The organism is Pantoea sp. YU22 (assembly GCF_003970755.1).
Classification (GTDB): domain Bacteria; phylum Pseudomonadota; class Gammaproteobacteria; order Enterobacterales; family Enterobacteriaceae; genus Pantoea; species Pantoea piersonii.
The window spans coordinates 1-16,077 of sequence record NZ_RYDU01000024.1 but is presented as its reverse complement, the minus strand read 5'-3'; the positions used below and the strand labels follow the sequence as shown (position 1 = coordinate 16,077).

The 16,077-nt window shown below is 56.7% G+C and carries 15 protein-coding genes, 1 tRNA gene and 1 rRNA gene; 14 read left to right on the top strand and 3 right to left on the bottom strand.

The genetic code is table 11. The features are described 5' to 3' along the window. Window positions 1-284 precede the first annotated feature (284 nt). Window positions 285-2,234, bottom strand: coding sequence for an RNase E specificity factor CsrD (gene csrD, locus EKL29_RS21030; RefSeq protein ID WP_120455075.1), 1,950 nt, complete (start codon window positions 2,232-2,234; stop codon window positions 285-287). Between the two features lie 280 nt (window positions 2,235-2,514). On the opposite strand from csrD, the gene msrP reads away from it, so the two are divergent. The 14 genes from msrP (at window position 2,515) to EKL29_RS20960 (ending at window position 15,647) form a co-directional block, all read left to right on the top strand. Further along, window positions 2,515-3,519 carry a protein-methionine-sulfoxide reductase catalytic subunit MsrP gene (gene msrP / locus EKL29_RS21025; RefSeq protein WP_120455076.1) on the top strand — a complete coding sequence of 335 codons (1,005 nt, stop codon included), beginning with the start codon at window positions 2,515-2,517 and terminating at the stop codon, window positions 3,517-3,519. Continuing rightward, window positions 3,520-4,122 (top strand): protein-methionine-sulfoxide reductase heme-binding subunit MsrQ, encoded by a 603-nt coding sequence (msrQ, locus tag EKL29_RS21020; protein WP_120455078.1) that lies wholly within the window; start codon window positions 3,520-3,522, stop codon window positions 4,120-4,122. A 222-nt stretch (window positions 4,123-4,344) separates the two neighbouring features. Continuing rightward, entirely contained in the window at window positions 4,345-4,797 is a 453-nt protein-coding gene (gene aroQ, locus EKL29_RS21015) for a type II 3-dehydroquinate dehydratase (RefSeq protein ID WP_120455129.1), read from the top strand. Between the two features lie 21 nt (window positions 4,798-4,818). Further along, complete coding sequence (accB, locus tag EKL29_RS21010; RefSeq protein WP_120455079.1) at window positions 4,819-5,286, top strand: acetyl-CoA carboxylase biotin carboxyl carrier protein; 468 nt, start codon at window positions 4,819-4,821, stop codon at window positions 5,284-5,286. Between the two features lie 11 nt (window positions 5,287-5,297). Further along, window positions 5,298-6,647 (top strand): acetyl-CoA carboxylase biotin carboxylase subunit, encoded by a 1,350-nt coding sequence (accC, locus tag EKL29_RS21005; RefSeq protein WP_120455081.1) that lies wholly within the window; start codon window positions 5,298-5,300, stop codon window positions 6,645-6,647. Window positions 6,648-6,718: 71 nt separating this feature from the next. Next, complete coding sequence (locus EKL29_RS21000; protein ID WP_103794461.1) at window positions 6,719-6,961, top strand: YhdT family protein; 243 nt, start codon at window positions 6,719-6,721, stop codon at window positions 6,959-6,961. Continuing rightward, window positions 6,951-8,387 (top strand): sodium/pantothenate symporter, encoded by a 1,437-nt coding sequence (gene panF / locus EKL29_RS20995; RefSeq protein ID WP_120455083.1) that lies wholly within the window; start codon window positions 6,951-6,953, stop codon window positions 8,385-8,387. The genes EKL29_RS21000 and panF overlap by 11 nt, the downstream gene beginning before the upstream one ends. Before the next feature lie 11 nt (window positions 8,388-8,398). Beyond that, window positions 8,399-9,280 carry a 50S ribosomal protein L11 methyltransferase gene (gene prmA, locus EKL29_RS20990; protein WP_126690605.1) on the top strand — a complete coding sequence of 294 codons (882 nt, stop codon included), beginning with the start codon at window positions 8,399-8,401 and terminating at the stop codon, window positions 9,278-9,280. Between the two features lie 379 nt (window positions 9,281-9,659). Then, a complete protein-coding gene (gene dusB / locus EKL29_RS20985) occupies window positions 9,660-10,625 on the top strand; it encodes a tRNA dihydrouridine synthase DusB (protein ID WP_126690611.1) in 966 nt (321 codons plus the stop codon). Window positions 10,626-10,649: 24 nt separating this feature from the next. Continuing rightward, complete coding sequence (fis, locus tag EKL29_RS20980; protein ID WP_000462905.1) at window positions 10,650-10,946, top strand: DNA-binding transcriptional regulator Fis; 297 nt, start codon at window positions 10,650-10,652, stop codon at window positions 10,944-10,946. 546 nt (window positions 10,947-11,492) lie between these two features. Then, a complete protein-coding gene (locus tag EKL29_RS20975) occupies window positions 11,493-12,518 on the top strand; it encodes an amino acid ABC transporter substrate-binding protein (RefSeq protein ID WP_120455090.1) in 1,026 nt (341 codons plus the stop codon). Between the two features lie 67 nt (window positions 12,519-12,585). Further along, a complete protein-coding gene (locus tag EKL29_RS20970) occupies window positions 12,586-13,764 on the top strand; it encodes an amino acid ABC transporter permease (protein WP_126690604.1) in 1,179 nt (392 codons plus the stop codon). A 15-nt stretch (window positions 13,765-13,779) separates the two neighbouring features. Beyond that, window positions 13,780-14,880, top strand: a complete 1,101-nt coding sequence (locus EKL29_RS20965) for an amino acid ABC transporter permease (RefSeq protein WP_126690603.1) — start codon at window positions 13,780-13,782, stop codon at window positions 14,878-14,880. Window positions 14,881-14,888: 8 nt separating this feature from the next. Beyond that, window positions 14,889-15,647 (top strand): amino acid ABC transporter ATP-binding protein, encoded by a 759-nt coding sequence (locus EKL29_RS20960; protein WP_120455095.1) that lies wholly within the window; start codon window positions 14,889-14,891, stop codon window positions 15,645-15,647. 117 nt (window positions 15,648-15,764) lie between these two features. Here the strand turns inward: EKL29_RS20960 and rrf are convergent. Next, window positions 15,765-15,880 (bottom strand): 5S ribosomal RNA (rrf, locus tag EKL29_RS20955). A gap of 32 nt (window positions 15,881-15,912) precedes the next feature. Further along, window positions 15,913-15,988, bottom strand: a tRNA-Thr gene (locus tag EKL29_RS20950). Between the last annotated feature and the right edge of the window lie 89 nt (window positions 15,989-16,077).

Genomic DNA, 16,077 nt, shown 5'->3' with positions numbered 1-16,077 from the left:
GGCGGAAAATAAAATCCGCTTACTTTACCAACCACGCGAAGCCGCCACAAGGCGCAAAAACGTTCTGCTTCGGTGAAAAAATAGACCATTTTGACTTAATACGATCGTCAGCGAGAATTAACGGGAGTAAAACAGCGCTATTCACCCGTTTTACCCGCTTTCTGCGCCTGTTCTGGCGCGCTCGTTCGACATAAAATCTAACATTTCCGCTACAGGATGTTGGCGATGCCGCCGCCGCTGCCTGTCGGCAAAAGCCTGCTTTAGACGGCCGCCCTCGGAACGGGCTAAATATGATAGCGTTGTGAATACTTTTTCACATTACTGTTTACCGGCAGCGACGGCGCAAAAAGATCGCCCTGCCCGCCCGATACGCCCAGGCCGATAAGCGTCTGCCATTCAGCGTGCGTCCGCACGCCCGTCGCGAAAACCTGCGTCTGGGCGGATTTGCACACTTCCAGCAGGCTCTGCACAAACAGCTGGTTTTCGGTACGCCGATCGATATTGCGCACCAGGCCGGGATCGAGCTTGATCAAATCGATGGGGAATTGCCTGATATAGGCGCTACTCACCACGGTTAAACCGGCCTGATCGACAGCGATACGACAGCCAAACGCCTGCAGCGCGCGGAATACTGGCGCTAAGCGGTTGATGTGTTGACAAACATCTGCCTCAGCAAGTTCAAATAAAAATCGTTTTCTTTGCCCTTTCGTACACTGCAACAGCATATTCTGCAGCCAGTTGATAAAAGGACGCTGCAGCAGCGAGTCGATATTAATCGGCAGCGCCAGCGTTTCGTCAGGCCAGACATCAGATAAGGCGGCGATACGCGTGACCAGCTGGCGATCCCAGCCGTCCGCCATGCCGAACTGCAGCACCAGCGGCATAAACTCAGCCGCCAGCACCTCTTTATCGCCGTCGAAGATACGCATCAGCAGCTCGCGGTGATGTACACTGCCGTCCAGTAGCACCGCCGGTTTCTGATAGAGACGCGGGCCGCCACGGCTCAGGGTATTTTCCAGCAGCGTTCGCCAGCGCACGCTGCCGCGCCCGGCGTCCAGCGGATTGCCTTCGCCGTTGGACCAGTTGTTGCCGCCCAGCAGCGCCGCGCGCCGCGTCGCCATTTCTACGTTATCCATGACCTGCGACACGCTCTGACCGCTGTGCCAGGCGCTGATGCCGATATGGATCAGATCGTCGCGGTTCACCATGCGCATCGGCGGCAGCGAATCGACCGCATTGATCAGCTGGTCCGCGATGCCGTTGGCCTCTTTCAGGCTGCGATGCGGCAGCAACACCGCAAAATCGCTGCGAAAGTAGCGAGCCAGCAGCGCGCCGGGATAGCGCAGCACAAACGTAGAGAGCATATTGACCAGATCGTAGAGATACTCATCCACCAGCGTCGTGCCCAGGGTTTCATTGAGCATATCGAGATCGGGCAGGCGCACCATCATTACCACGCCGTGCGTGCCGACATCTTCCTGATCCTCCAGCAGCGTCGCCAGCTGGTTATCGAAAAAAAGCCGATTATTCAGGCCGGTGCGGCTGTCCTGCGCGGCGAAGGCGCGGATCAGCGTGTCGATGCGCAGCCGCTGCTCGCCCGCCTCCTGGAGATCGTTCAGCAGCAGATCGATAGCGCTGCTGGCGCGCGGCGGCCATTCATCGACGTCGCCCTTGCGCAGCTGCGTTCGTTCGCCCGCCAGAATCGCCTCGGCGCGCTTTTCCAGTCGTTCCATGCCGCGCCACTGCCGGTTGAGCCAGCAGTGCATCATAAACAGCAGCAGGCTCATCACCAGCACCACAAAGAGAATGGCCGCGAGGGTATAGACGCCGGTAAAGGACTGGAACCAGGTTCGGGCAGGATCGAGCACGACGACGCGCAGCGTGACGCCCTGCTGATGCAGCAGCGGCACGTCAAACTGAATAAAACGGTTGGTTTCATCTTCCAGCATCGGGTTTTCATGCCGGTTAAGCCTGAACGTGACCTCCCTGCCGTTGCGCAGCTCGACCCGTTCGGCATTAATTACCGTCATGGTGTGCAGCATCCAGCTGCGCAGTGCGTCAGTGGGCTGCGTCAGCAGCGCCTGATCCACTTCGGTCGCCAGCGTTTGTACACGTTCTTCAACACGCTGGTGCGTTAGCCAGTAAACGCTAAAAGCGCAGCCCACCAGCATTAGAAACATGGCCAGTAAGCTTAAAGAGGTGATAAACGCAGATAGTTTCGTGGTTATTCGCATCCCTGTGCCTGTTCGCTGCGGTAATGACCCGTTTGCCCGCCCTGCGCCGCGCCTGACGCAAGCGCGAGCAAAATAGCACAAATTTCGCTATGCGGCAGCGCCGCTGCGTAAGATGAGCAAGTATATCCGTACCAGACAACGGTTATTCTTCGTCGTTCACCTTTTCGGCGCATTCTCATCGGCGAGCCGGCCCAGGAAATTTCATATTTTAGCGGCGAAAGTCGCGCCGATCGGCAATAGTCATCATGCTGAAAAGCATATTCGAGCCGGGAGGTGAGCGATGAAACCCACAAAATATCTGACTGAAGCCGACGTTACGCCGGAAAGCGTCTTTAATATGCGGCGGCGCCAGGTGCTGAAAACCCTCGGCCTGAGTGCCGCCGCGCTGAGCATGCCTGGCGTAGCGCAGGCGGACGTGCTGAGCTGGTTTAAAGGTAACGATCGCCCCGCCGCGCCGGCCGGCCGCGCGCTGGATTTCAGCAAGCCGGAGAAATATCAGGCGAACCTGACGCTGACGCCGGAAGATAAAGTCGCCGGCTATAACAACTTCTACGAGTTCGGGCTTGATAAGGCCGATCCGGCCGCCAACGCCGGCACGCTGAAAACCGATCCCTGGCAGCTGACGATCGACGGCGAAGTGGCGAAGCCGATCACGCTGAACATGGATGATATTTTCAAAAAGTTCGCCATGGAGCAGCGCATCTACCGTATGCGCTGTGTGGAGGCCTGGTCGATGGTGGTACCCTGGGTCGGTTTCGAACTCAATAAGCTGCTGAAGCTGGCGGAGCCCAACAGCAATGCGCGCTTCGTCGCCTTTCAGACCCTCTATGCGCCCGATCAGATGCCGGGCCAGAAAGACCGCTTTATCGGCGGCGGACTGGACTATCCCTATGTGGAAGGTTTGCGCCTGGATGAGGCGATGCATCCGCTGACCCTGCTCAGCACCGGCGTGTACGGCAAAGCGCTGCCGCCGCAGAATGGTGCGCCGATTCGCCTGACCGTGCCGTGGAAATATGGTTTTAAAGGTATTAAGTCGATCGTCAAAATCACCCTGACGCGCGATCGCCCACCGACGACCTGGAGCCAGATCGCGGCAAACGAATATGGCTTTTACGCCAATGTTAACCCACACGTCGACCATCCGCGCTGGTCACAGGCGACCGAACGCTTTATCGGACCGGGCGGCACCCTCAGCGTTAAGCGTCAGCCGACGCTGCTGTTTAACGGCTACGCCGATGAAGTCGCCTCGCTCTATCGCGGGCTGGATCTGCGGGAGAACTACTGAGTGCGCCTGACGCTGAAACAGATCGTCTGGCTGAAGGCGGTCCTGCATCTGGCGGCTTTTTTGCCGCTGGCTTACCTCTTTATAGCGGCGAGCCAGGGGTGGCTGAGCGCAGATCCGGCGAAGGATATTCAGCACTTCACCGGCAGAATGGCGTTGAAGCTGCTGCTGGGCACGCTGCTGGTCTCGCCGCTGACGCGCTATATGAAGCAGCCGCTGCTGATTCGCACTCGCCGCCTGCTTGGCGTCTGGACCTTTGTCTGGGCTTCTCTCCATCTGCTGAGTTACTACCTGCTGGAGCTGGGCGTCGATAACCTGGGGCTGCTGGGCCGCGAGCTGGTTTCGCGCCCCTATCTCACCCTGGGCATTCTGACCTGGCTGATTCTGCTGGCGCTGACGGTGACCTCCTTCCAGCGCGCCCAGCGCAAACTCGGCCGCCGCTGGCAAACGCTGCATAATTTTATCTATCTGGCGGCGATCCTCGCTCCCATTCACTATCTCTGGTCGGTGAAGGTTCTCTCGCCGCAGCCGTTGCTCTACGCGCTGGCGGCGCTGGTGTTGTTAGCGTGGCGTTACAAAAAGTTTCGTCACTGGCTGCCGCGCTAAGTTGTCTTCTCCCCATCATTTCTGATAAAAGGTGTGGCCTTCGGGCCACGCTGGATCAACTTCGCAGATAAGACCAGTATTTTGCTGCGAATTGCCCCGAAACGGATATAATGCCCGGCTTTGTTGCGCGCGGTGTCGCCTTTTTGGGCGCGACGGGTGACAAACGGAAGATAGCAAGGTATTTTACGCGATGCCTCAATGATTGCGGGAGATGGCAGCAAGATGGCGCATAAATTTCACATTCTGCTTTTGAATGGTCCCAACCTTAACCTGCTGGGAACCCGCGAGCCGGAAAAGTATGGGCGCACCACGCTGCAGCAGATCGTCAGCGATTTGACAGCGCAGGCGAGCCAGCTTGATGTGGAACTGAGCCATTTGCAGTCTAATGCGGAATATCAGCTGATCGATCGCATTCATGAGGCCAGAGGCAATGTGGATTACATCATTATTAATCCCGCTGCATTTACGCACACCAGCGTAGCATTGCGCGATGCCCTTCTGGCGGTAAGCATTCCTTTTATCGAGGTGCACCTCTCTAACGTGCACGCGCGTGAACCTTTCCGCCACCACTCCTATCTTTCTGACGTATCCGCCGGTGTCATTTGCGGTTTAGGCGCCGACGGCTACTCATGGGCTTTACAAACGGCAGTAAAACGCCTGTCTCACTCCAATTAAACAGAGTACGGAACCACACTCATGGATATTCGTAAAATTAAAAAACTGATCGAACTGGTTGAAGAATCCGGCATTGCTGAGCTGGAAATTTCTGAGGGCGAAGAGTCCGTTCGTATCAGCCGTGCACCTGCCAATGTGGGTTACCCTGTCATGCAGCAGGCTTTCGCCGCGCCGGCTCCGCAGCCTGCGCTGGCCACTGCCGTTGCGCCGATCGCAGCGCCGGTAGTTGAGTCCGCCAAACCTGCTGAAATCAGCGGCCATATCGTACGCTCGCCGATGGTCGGTACCTTCTATCGCACCCCAAGCCCGGATGCGAAAGCTTTTGTTGAAATCGGTCAGAAAGTCAACGCCGGCGACACGCTCTGCATCGTTGAAGCGATGAAGATGATGAACCAGATCGAAGCCGACAAATCTGGCATCGTAAAAGCCATTCTGGTCGAAAGCGGCCAGCCGGTTGAATTTGACGAGCCGCTGGTCGTCATCGAATAACGAGGCGAACCATGCTGGATAAAATTGTCATTGCTAACCGCGGTGAAATCGCGCTGCGTATTCTCCGCGCCTGTAAAGAGCTGGGCATCAAGACCGTGGCGGTGCACTCCACTGCAGATCGCGATCTGAAGCATGTGCTGCTGGCGGACGAAACCGTCTGCATCGGCCCCGCTCAGTCAGTGAAAAGCTACCTCAACATCCCTGCCCTGATCTCCGCCGCCGAGATCACCGGCGCGGTCGCCATCCATCCCGGCTACGGCTTCCTTTCTGAGAACGCCGATTTTGCCGAGCAGGTTGAGCGTTCCGGCTTTATCTTTATCGGCCCGAAAGCGGACACCATTCGCCTGATGGGTGACAAAGTTTCCGCCATTAACGCGATGAAGAAAGCGGGCGTACCGACCGTACCCGGTTCCGACGGTTCGCTGGGTGACGACATGGAGAAAAACCGCGCTATCGCTAAGCGTATCGGTTATCCGGTCATCATCAAGGCGTCTGGCGGCGGCGGCGGTCGCGGTATGCGCGTCGTGCGCAGCGACAAAGAGCTCGAGCAGTCCATCAACATGACGAAAGCGGAAGCCAAAGCGGCCTTCAGCAACGACATGGTGTACATGGAGAAGTATCTCGAGAATCCGCGTCATATCGAGATTCAGGTGCTGGCCGACGGCCAGGGCAACGCCATCTATCTGGCTGAGCGCGACTGCTCTATGCAGCGTCGCCACCAGAAAGTGGTCGAAGAAGCACCAGCGCCGGGCATTACGCCGGAACTGCGTCGCTATATCGGCGAACGCTGCTCTAACGCCTGTATCGAAATCGGCTACCGCGGCGCAGGCACCTTCGAGTTCCTGTATGAAAACGGTGAGTTCTACTTTATCGAGATGAACACCCGTATTCAGGTTGAGCATCCGGTTACCGAGATGATCACCGGCGTGGATCTGATTAAAGAGCAGCTGCGTATCGCTGCCGGTCAGCCGCTCTCAATCAAGCAGGAAGATGTGGTGATCCGCGGCCATGCGGTCGAGTGCCGTATCAACGCGGAAGATCCGAACACCTTCCTGCCGAGCCCGGGCAAAATCACCCGTTTCCACGCGCCGGGCGGCTTTGGCGTCCGCTGGGAATCGCATATTTACGCCGGCTACAGCGTGCCGCCGTACTATGACTCCATGATCGGCAAGCTGATCTGCTATGGCGAAACCCGCGACGTGGCGATTGCCCGCATGAAAAACGCGCTGGCTGAGCTGATCATCGACGGCATCAAGACCAACATTGAGCTGCAGATGCGCATCATGTCCGACGAATACTTCCAGCAGGGTGGCACCAACATCCACTATCTGGAGAAGAAACTCGGCCTGTACGATAAGTAAGCACAGCGCTGACTAATAGCGAGGCCGGTGATACCGGCCTTTTTCATTTTTGTCGCCGTAGAGGTTGCATAATGGACTGGCGTTTTCTGCAAGCGAATAAAGAGGCGCGCTGGGCGCTTTACCTGACGCTGGCCTATCTGGCCGTCTGGGGCCTCTCTGCGTGGCTGGGTGGCGATGAAACCGGCGTCACCGGCCTGCCGCGCTGGTTTGAACTCTCCTGCGTTTTTGCCCCGCTGCTGTTTATCGTGTTGTGCTGGCTGATGGTACGTCTGGTATTCCGCGATATGCCGCTGGAGGATAACGATGGAAAATGAAATCATTCTTCCACTGCTGGCTTACCTGGTGCTGATCGCCGGGCTGTCGGTTTTTGCCATGCGCAAACAGCGTCAGGGCAATTTTCTCACTGAATACTTTCTTGGCAGCCGATCCATGGGCGGTTTCGTCCTGGCGATGACCATTACCACCACCTATATCAGCGCCAGCTCTTTTATCGGCGGTCCCGGCGCGGCCTATAAATATGGTCTCGGCTGGGTATTGCTGGCGATGATCCAGGTGCCGGCGGTCTGGCTGTCGCTCGGCGTGTTAGGGAAAAAGTTCGCTATTCTGGCGCGCCGCTATAACGCGGTGACGCTGAACGATATGCTTTACGCCCGCTACCGCAGCACGCTGCTGATCTGGCTGGCGAGCGTTAGCCTGCTGGTGGCCTTTATCGGCGCGATGACGGTGCAGTTTATTGGCGGCGCGCGTCTGCTGGAGACCGCCGCCGGTATTCCTTACGATACCGGCCTGCTGATTTTCGGCGGCACCATCGCGCTCTATACCGCCTTCGGCGGCTTTCGCGCCAGCGTGCTCAACGACGCCATGCAGGGCCTGGTGATGCTGGTCGGCACCTTTCTGCTGCTGTTCGCCGTGATCCATCAGGCGGGCGGGCTCGGCACCGCGGTAGATAAACTGCGCGCTATCGATCCGCAGCTGGTCACGCCGGAAGGCGTCGGCAACGTGATCAATCCGACCTTTCTCAGCTCCTTCGCGGTGCTGGTCTGTTTCGGCGTGATTGGCCTGCCGCATACCGCCGTGCGCTGTATCTCCTATAAAGACAGCAAAGCGATGCATCGGGGCATTATCCTCGGCACGATCGTAGTCGTCGTGCTCATGCTCGGTATGCATCTGGCCGGCGCGCTCGGCCGGGCGATCCTGCCGGATCTGGCAATTCCCGATCGTGTGATCCCGACGCTGATGATTACCGTTCTGCCACCGATGGCCGCGGGCGTGTTTCTCGCCGCGCCGATGGCAGCGATCATGTCGACGATCAACGCGCAGCTGCTGCAGGCCTCCGCTACGCTGATCAAAGATCTCTATTTGCGCATCGCGCCGCGCCAGAGCGCAAACGAAAAGCGTCTGCGTATGTTGTCCGGCACCATCACCTTTGTGCTAGGCGCGCTGCTGCTGCTGGCGGCATGGAATCCGCCGGATATGATTATCTGGCTTAACCTGCTCGCCTTCGGCGGTCTGGAGGCCGTCTTTCTCTGGCCGCTGGTGCTCGGCCTTTACTGGTCGCGCGCCAATGCCGCGGGCGCCATTTCCGGTATGCTGGTGGGCGCGGGAAGTTACACGCTGCTTGCCAGCCTGAATATTCAATGGGGTGGCTTCCACCCTATCGTTCCGTCATTGACCTTAAGCCTGCTGGCTTTTCTGGTCGGTAATCTGTTTGGCCGCGCGCCTGATGCTGCGCTGGAATAAAGAGAAACGCTATGCCATGGATTCAAATCAAAATTAACAGCACCGGCGAACACGCCGAAACGCTCAGCGATGCCCTGATGGAGAGCGGCGCAGTCTCCGTGACCTTTCAGGATACGCACGATAACCCGGTCTATGAGCCGCTTCCTGGCGAAACCCGCCTGTGGGGCGATACCGATGTCATCGGCCTCTTTGACGCAGAAACGGACATGGATGATGTAGTGGCGGAGCTGAGCCAGCATCCGCTGCTGGGATCCGGCTTCCGCCATAAGATCGAACAGATCGAAGATAAAGACTGGGAGCGCGAATGGATGGATAATTTCCATCCTATGCGCTTCGGCGAGCGGCTGTGGATCTGCCCAAGCTGGCGTGACGTGCCGGATCCTGACGCCGTTAACGTCATGCTCGATCCGGGCCTGGCGTTCGGCACCGGTACCCATCCGACGACCTCCCTCTGTCTGAGCTGGCTGGACGGGCTGGATCTGGCGGGTAAAACGGTGATCGATTTCGGCTGCGGATCCGGCATTCTGGCAATTGCGGCGCTGAAGCTGGGCGCAGCGCAGGCGATTGGCATCGATATCGATCCGCAGGCGATCCAGGCGAGCCGCGATAATGCGGAACGCAACGGCGTCGCCGATCGTCTGTCGCTCTATCTGCCGCACCAGCAGCCGGAGAACCTGCAGGCTGACGTAGTGGTCGCCAACATTCTTGCCGGTCCGCTGCGCGAGCTGGCGCCGCTGATTAGCGTACTGCCGAAAACAGGCGGACATCTGGGGCTATCAGGCGTGCTGGCCAGCCAGGCGGATGGGGTTTGCGAGGCCTATGCCGATCGTTTCACTCTCGATCCGGTGGCGGAAAAAGAGGAGTGGTGCCGCATTACCGGCGTACGTCGTTAAGCGGGCTGACAGGCCAGTTGCCGCTGGCCTGCTATCAGGCGGAGCACGCGACATGACGGTATAAAGCGAGGTAATTACGTTCAGGCCGCAACGATGTTAGCGCAATAAAGCGCCATCTGGGCGTCATATCTCTGGTTAATTACCTGATGTGGCGCTTTTTATGTTGTGATTTACGGCATGGTTTAAGAAAAATTTTTGTTCACAATTTCAGCGTATTTTTTTAATGCATTGAATTTTAATGAAAATTAAAAAATTGGCCGCTGTTTGACCTGCTTTCTTCCATTATTTACGGCGAATTGTTCAAAGTTTGGCCTTTCATCTTCGGTAAAAAATGCGTAATATACGCCGCCTTGCGAACAGTTACGGTCACTTCTTCTTCATGCGCATTGGACACTACCAGCTTCGTAATCGACTCATTGCTGCGCCGATGGCCGGGATCACCGATAAGCCATTCCGCACCCTCTGTTTTGAGAACGGCGCCGGTATGGCGGTCTCCGAGATGCTGTCATCCAACCCTGAAGTCTGGGCGAGTGACAAATCCCGTTTGCGTATGGTGCACAGTGACGAGCCCGGCGTTCGCGCCGTGCAGATTGCAGGTTGCGATCCTGATGATATGGCCGCCGCCGCGCGCATTAATGTGGCGTCTGGCGCGCAGATCATCGATATCAACATGGGCTGCCCGGCCAAGAAAGTGAATCGTAAGATGGCAGGCTCAGCGCTGCTGCAGTATCCCGAGCTGGTGAAGTCTATTCTCACCGCCGTGGTTAACGCAGTGGATGTGCCCGTTACGCTGAAGATTCGCACCGGCTGGGATCCGGAAAACCGTAACTGTGTAGAGATTGCCCAATTGGCTGAACGCTGTGGCGTTCAGGCCCTGACGATACATGGACGCACTCGTGCCTGCCTGTTCAACGGGGAAGCTGAATACGACAGCATTCGGACAGTTAAGCAGAGTGTCACCATTCCCGTTATCGCGAATGGCGACATAACTGACCCGCATAAAGCCAGAGCCGTGCTTGACTATACGGGGGCGGATGCCCTGATGATAGGCCGCGCGGCTCAGGGAAGACCGTGGATCTTCCGGGAAATCCAGCATTATCTGGACACTGGGGAGCTGCTTGCGCCGCTGCCGCTGGCAGAGGTGAAGCGTATGCTCGTTACGCATATACGTGAGCTGCACGACTTTTATGGTCCAGGCAAGGGATACCGTATAGCGCGAAAGCACGTCTCCTGGTATTTGCAGGAGCATGCCCCTAATGACCAGTTTCGGCGCACATTCAACGCCATAGAGGATGCCAGCGAACAGCTGGAGGCGTTGGAGGCATACTTCGAAAATCTTGCGTAAACGAAATAAAGAGCTGAAAGAACTATGTTCGAACAACGCGTAAATTCTGACGTACTGACCGTTTCTACCGTTAACTCACAGGATCAGGTGACGCAAAAGCCACTGCGTGATTCGGTTAAACAGGCACTGAAGAACTATTTTGCTCAACTGAACGGTCAGGATGTTAATGACCTCTATGAGCTGGTACTGGCTGAAGTCGAGCAGCCACTGTTGGACATGGTGATGCAGTATACCCGTGGCAACCAGACCCGTGCTGCGCTGATGATGGGTATCAACCGTGGTACTCTGCGTAAGAAACTGAAAAAATACGGCATGAACTGATTTTTAGTTGATGCGGTAAATGACGCCAGCCTGAGTGCTGGCGTTTTTATTGGTACAGGTTTTGCGGTAGCGCCTGAAGCGGTGAAACAAATGCCGCAGGATGGTAACCTTAGTTGCAATCGCGCCAGTGAAAATTACCCGCGTATTTATTCCCTCTTATTTCTCCGATAGCCTGCTTTTTCTCCGGCCTCCTTTGCCGCCACGCCAGCGCTGACGCCAGCCCAGTGATCTGCGTTCGCGAAAAACGTAACGTGTTTCTGGCTTACATTCTGTCCTGAGCTTTGGCTCACATTGCTTCCATATAGTGAAACTATTTGCACTAATTGTGATCGAGGCGACTCGCTTTGCTTCCTTTTGGTGCGCGATAGTAGCGCTGCTCTCCCACTACTTCAGATTAATAAGAGATCTCTCAAGCCCACTCGAGTTTCTGCAAACCTGGCACCAGCTTTGCAGAGCTATGCGTGGCTGACCGCCACAGACAGGTAATAGCGCGCTGAAGAGTGCGCATCAAACATAACAAAATAATTACGCCACACAGGATGCTTTATGAAAAAGATGATGCTCTCTACGCTGGTCGCCGCCGCTGCGCTCTTCGCGGTAACTCAGCAGGCGCACGCCGGCACCACGCTGGATGCAATTAAGAAGAAAGGTTTTGTTCAGTGCGGTATCAGCGATGGGCTGCCGGGCTTCTCCTACGCCGACGCCAGCGGCAAATTCTCCGGCATTGACGTCGACGTTTGCCGCGCGGCCGCGGCCGCTGTTTTCGGCGACGCCAGTAAGGTGAAATATACACCGCTGACCGCGAAAGAGCGTTTCACCGCACTGCAGTCAGGCGAAGTAGACATCCTGTCACGCAACACTACCTGGACCTCGTCGCGCGACGGCGGAATGGGCTTTCTGTTCGCCGGCGTGAACTACTATGACGGCATCGGCTTTTTGACTCACCAGAAAGCAGGCCTGAAGAGCGCGAAAGAGCTGGACGGCGCGACCGTCTGTATTCAGGCGGGCACCGATACGGAACTTAACGTGGCTGACTTTTTCAAAGCCAACAAGATGCAATATACCCCGGTGACTTTCGACCGCTCTGATGAATCCGCCAAAGCGCTGGACAGCGGCCGCTGCGATACCCTGGCTTCCGATCAGTCTCAGCTCTATGCGCTGCGCATCAAACTCGGCAAGCCGGATGATTTTATCGTTCTGCCGGAAGTCATCTCGAAAGAACCGCTGGGCCCGGTCGTACGTCGCGGCGACGATGACTGGTTCACCATTGTTAAGTGGTCGCTCTACGCCATGCTGAACGCTGAAGAGATGGGCATCAACTCGAAGAACGTCGACCAGATGACGGCTAAGCCAACCACGCCGGATATGGCACACCTGCTGGGCGCGGAAGGCGACTTTGGCAAAGACCTGAAGCTCGACAACAAGTGGGCTTATAACATCATTAAGCAGGTCGGCAACTACCAGGAAGTCTTCGACCGCAACGTGGGCAAAGATAGCGCGCTGAAGATCGCGCGCGGTCAGAATGCGCTGTGGAATCAGGGCGGCATTCAGTACGCCCCGCCGGTCCGCTAATCAACGATGTTAACGGGACGCCGCGCCGCGCGGCGTCCTGCCTGCGTTTTGTCTCTGAGGTTTCAACATGTCACAACGCCCAAGCGTGAAAAGGGACATTTCATTCGGTAATCCCGCGGTTCGCGCCTGGCTTTACCAGATTATCGCCGTCGTCGCGGTAGTGGCCGTGGTGGGTTATCTGATCCACAACACGATAATCAACCTTGCCAGCCGCGGCATCACGTCCGGATTTGGCTTTCTTGAACGCAGCGCCGGTTTCGGCATCATTCAGCATCTGATCGACTACACCGAAGGCGATACCTACGCGCGCGTCTTCCTGGTTGGCCTGACCAACACCCTGCTGGTTTCTGCGCTCTGCATCGTTTTCGCTTCGCTGCTGGGTTTTTTTATTGGCCTGGCGCGTCTGTCGGATAACTGGCTGTTGCGCAAGCTTTCAACTATCTATATCGAAACGTTCCGCAATATTCCGCCGCTGCTGCAGATCTTCTTCTGGTACTTCGCGGTATTACGTAACCTTCCCGGCCCGCGTCAGGCGTTAAGCGCGTTCGATCTCGCCTTTATCAGCAATCGCGGCCTCTACGTCCCCTGCCCGCAATATGCGCCCGGCTCCTGGCCGTTTATCATCGCGCTGGCGCTGGCGGCCGCAGGCAGCTATGCGCTGTTCCGCTATCACCGCCGGTATCAGCTCAAGACCGGCCAGCTGCGCCGTACCTGGCCTGCGGCTATCGCTATGCTGGTGCTGTTTCCTGCTGTGGCGCATCTGGGTTTTGGCGCGGCCACGCACTGGGACCTGCCGACGCTGCACGGTTTTAACTTCCGCGGCGGCTTCGTGATGATCCCTGAGCTGGCGGCGCTTACCCTGGCGCTTTCTGTCTATACCTCCTCGTTTATCGCTGAGGTGATCCGCGCCGGCATCCAGTCCGTGCCGCACGGCCAGCAGGAAGCCGCTCGCTCGCTGGGGCTGCCTAATCCGGTAACGCTGCGCCAGGTCATTATCCCGCAGGCGATGCGCGTTATTATTCCGCCGCTTACCAGCCAGTATCTCAACATCGTGAAAAACTCCTCGCTGGCCGCGGCCATCGGCTATCCCGATATGGTGTCGCTGTTTGCCGGTACGGTGCTGAACCAGACCGGCCAGGCGATCGAAACCATTGCCATCACCATGGGCGTCTATCTGGTGATTAGCCTGGTGATTTCACTGCTGATGAATATCTATAACCGCAAAATTGCGCTGGTTGAGCGCTAAGAGAACGGGATGACGATGTCTGTTACCACACACGAAACCTCGCCGGTCGCTACGTCGCCGCTGAGACGCGCCTGGGGCTGGGCGCGTAAAAATCTCTTTTCCAGCTGGTTCAATACGCTGCTGACGTTGTTTTGCCTCTGGCTGATGTGGCAGGTGATCCCGCCCGCGCTGGAGTGGCTGGTGTTCCAGGCGAACTGGGTGGGTGAGACGCGTGCCGACTGCACCAAAGAGGGCGCATGCTGGGTATTTATCCATGCGCGTTTCGGCCAGTTTATGTATGGACTCTATCCGCACGAGCTGCGCTGGCGTATTAATCTGGCGCTGATAGCAGGCGTAGCCTCTCTTATCCCAATGTTTATGAAATCTCTGCCGCATCGCGGCCGCTACATTGCCTGCTGGGCGGTGTTTTATCCTCTCACCGTCTGGGTGCTGATGTCTGGCGGCCTTCTGGGGCTGGAGCATGTCGAAACACGCCAGTGGGGCGGACTGACATTAACGCTGATTATCGCCGCCGTCGGGATCGCCGGCGCATTGCCGCTGGGTATTCTGCTGGCGCTGGGACGCCGCTCGCGGATGCCGGTAGTGCGAACGTTATCGATCATATTCATTGAGTTCTGGCGCGGCGTGCCGCTGATTACCGTGCTGTTTATGTCATCGGTCATGCTGCCGCTGTTTATGTCGGAAGGAACCAGTATCGATAAGCTGGTGCGCGCGCTGGTTGGGGTGATTCTGTTCCAGTCGGCCTACGTGGCCGAAGTGGTACGTGGCGGCTTACAGGCGTTGCCGAAAGGCCAGTATGAGGCGGCGGAATCGCTGGCGCTTGGCTACTGGAAAACCCAGATGCTGGTGATTTTACCGCAGGCGTTGAAGCTCACTATTCCTGGCCTGGTGAACACCATTATTGCGCTGTTTAAGGATACCAGCCTGGTGATCATCATCGGTCTGTTCGACCTTTTCAGCAGCGTGCAGCAGGCCACTGTCGATCCTGCCTGGCTGGGCATGTCGACGGAAGGCTATGTTTTTGCCGCGCTGGTCTACTGGATTTTCTGTTTTAGCATGTCGCGCTATAGCCAGCATCTGGAGAAGCGCTTTCACACCGGGCGTAAATCGCACTGAGGTTTTCCATGACACAAAATTTGCATCACGATTCAGCTTTAATGATTTCGCTCGAGAACGTGAATAAGTGGTACGGGCAGTTTCATGTTCTGAAAGACATTAACCTGCAGGTGAAACCGCGAGAACGCATCGTACTATGCGGTCCTTCCGGTTCCGGTAAGTCCACGACGATTCGCTGTATCAACCATCTGGAAGAGCATCAGCAAGGACGTATCGTGGTCGACGGCATCCATCTTAATGATGATGTGCGTAATATTGAGCGCGTACGGACTGAAGTCGGTATGGTGTTTCAGCATTTTAATCTTTTCCCACATCTGACCGTTTTACAGAACTGTACTCTGGCCCCCATCTGGGTGCGCAAGACAGCGAAAAAAGAGGCTGAAGAGCTGGCGATGCATTATCTGCAGCGCGTGCGAATTGCAGAACATGCGCATAAGTTTCCGGGGCAGCTCTCCGGTGGACAGCAACAGCGCGTGGCGATCGCGCGCTCGCTCTGTATGAAGCCGAAAATTATGCTGTTTGATGAGCCAACCTCAGCGCTGGATCCGGAGATGGTTAAAGAGGTGCTGGATACCATGATAGGGCTGGCGGAAGATGGCATGACGATGCTGTGCGTTACTCATGAGATGGGCTTTGCCCGCACCGTCGCTGATCGCGTGATCTTTATGGATCGCGGCGAGATCGTGGAAATGGCGCCGCCGCAGACCTTTTTCTCAAACCCTGTGTCCGAGCGTACGCGTGCGTTTTTATCGCAGGTTATTCATTAACGACAGCCAACAGATCGACGCCCCGGACAGGTTCCGGGTTTTTTTATGGGCGCAAACGGTGAATTGCAGAAAAGAAAAAAGCCCTTTGCGTATGCAAAGGGCTTTTCCTTGTTTGATGCCTGGCAGTTCCCTACTCTCGCATGGGGAGACCCCACACTACCATCGGCGCTACGGCGTTTCACTTCTGAGTTCGGCATGGGGTCAGGTGGGACCGCCGCGCTAAAGCCGCCAGGCAAATTCTTTATTCGCCGAACTCTTACGTAACTGGTGCTGATACCCAGAGTCGAACTGGGGACCTCACCCTTACCAAGGGTGCGCTCTACCAACTGAGCCATATCAGCACACTGTATTTGGATGCCTGGCAGTTCCCTACTCTCGCATGGGGAGACCCCACACTACCATCGGCGCTACGGCGTTTCACTTCTGAGTT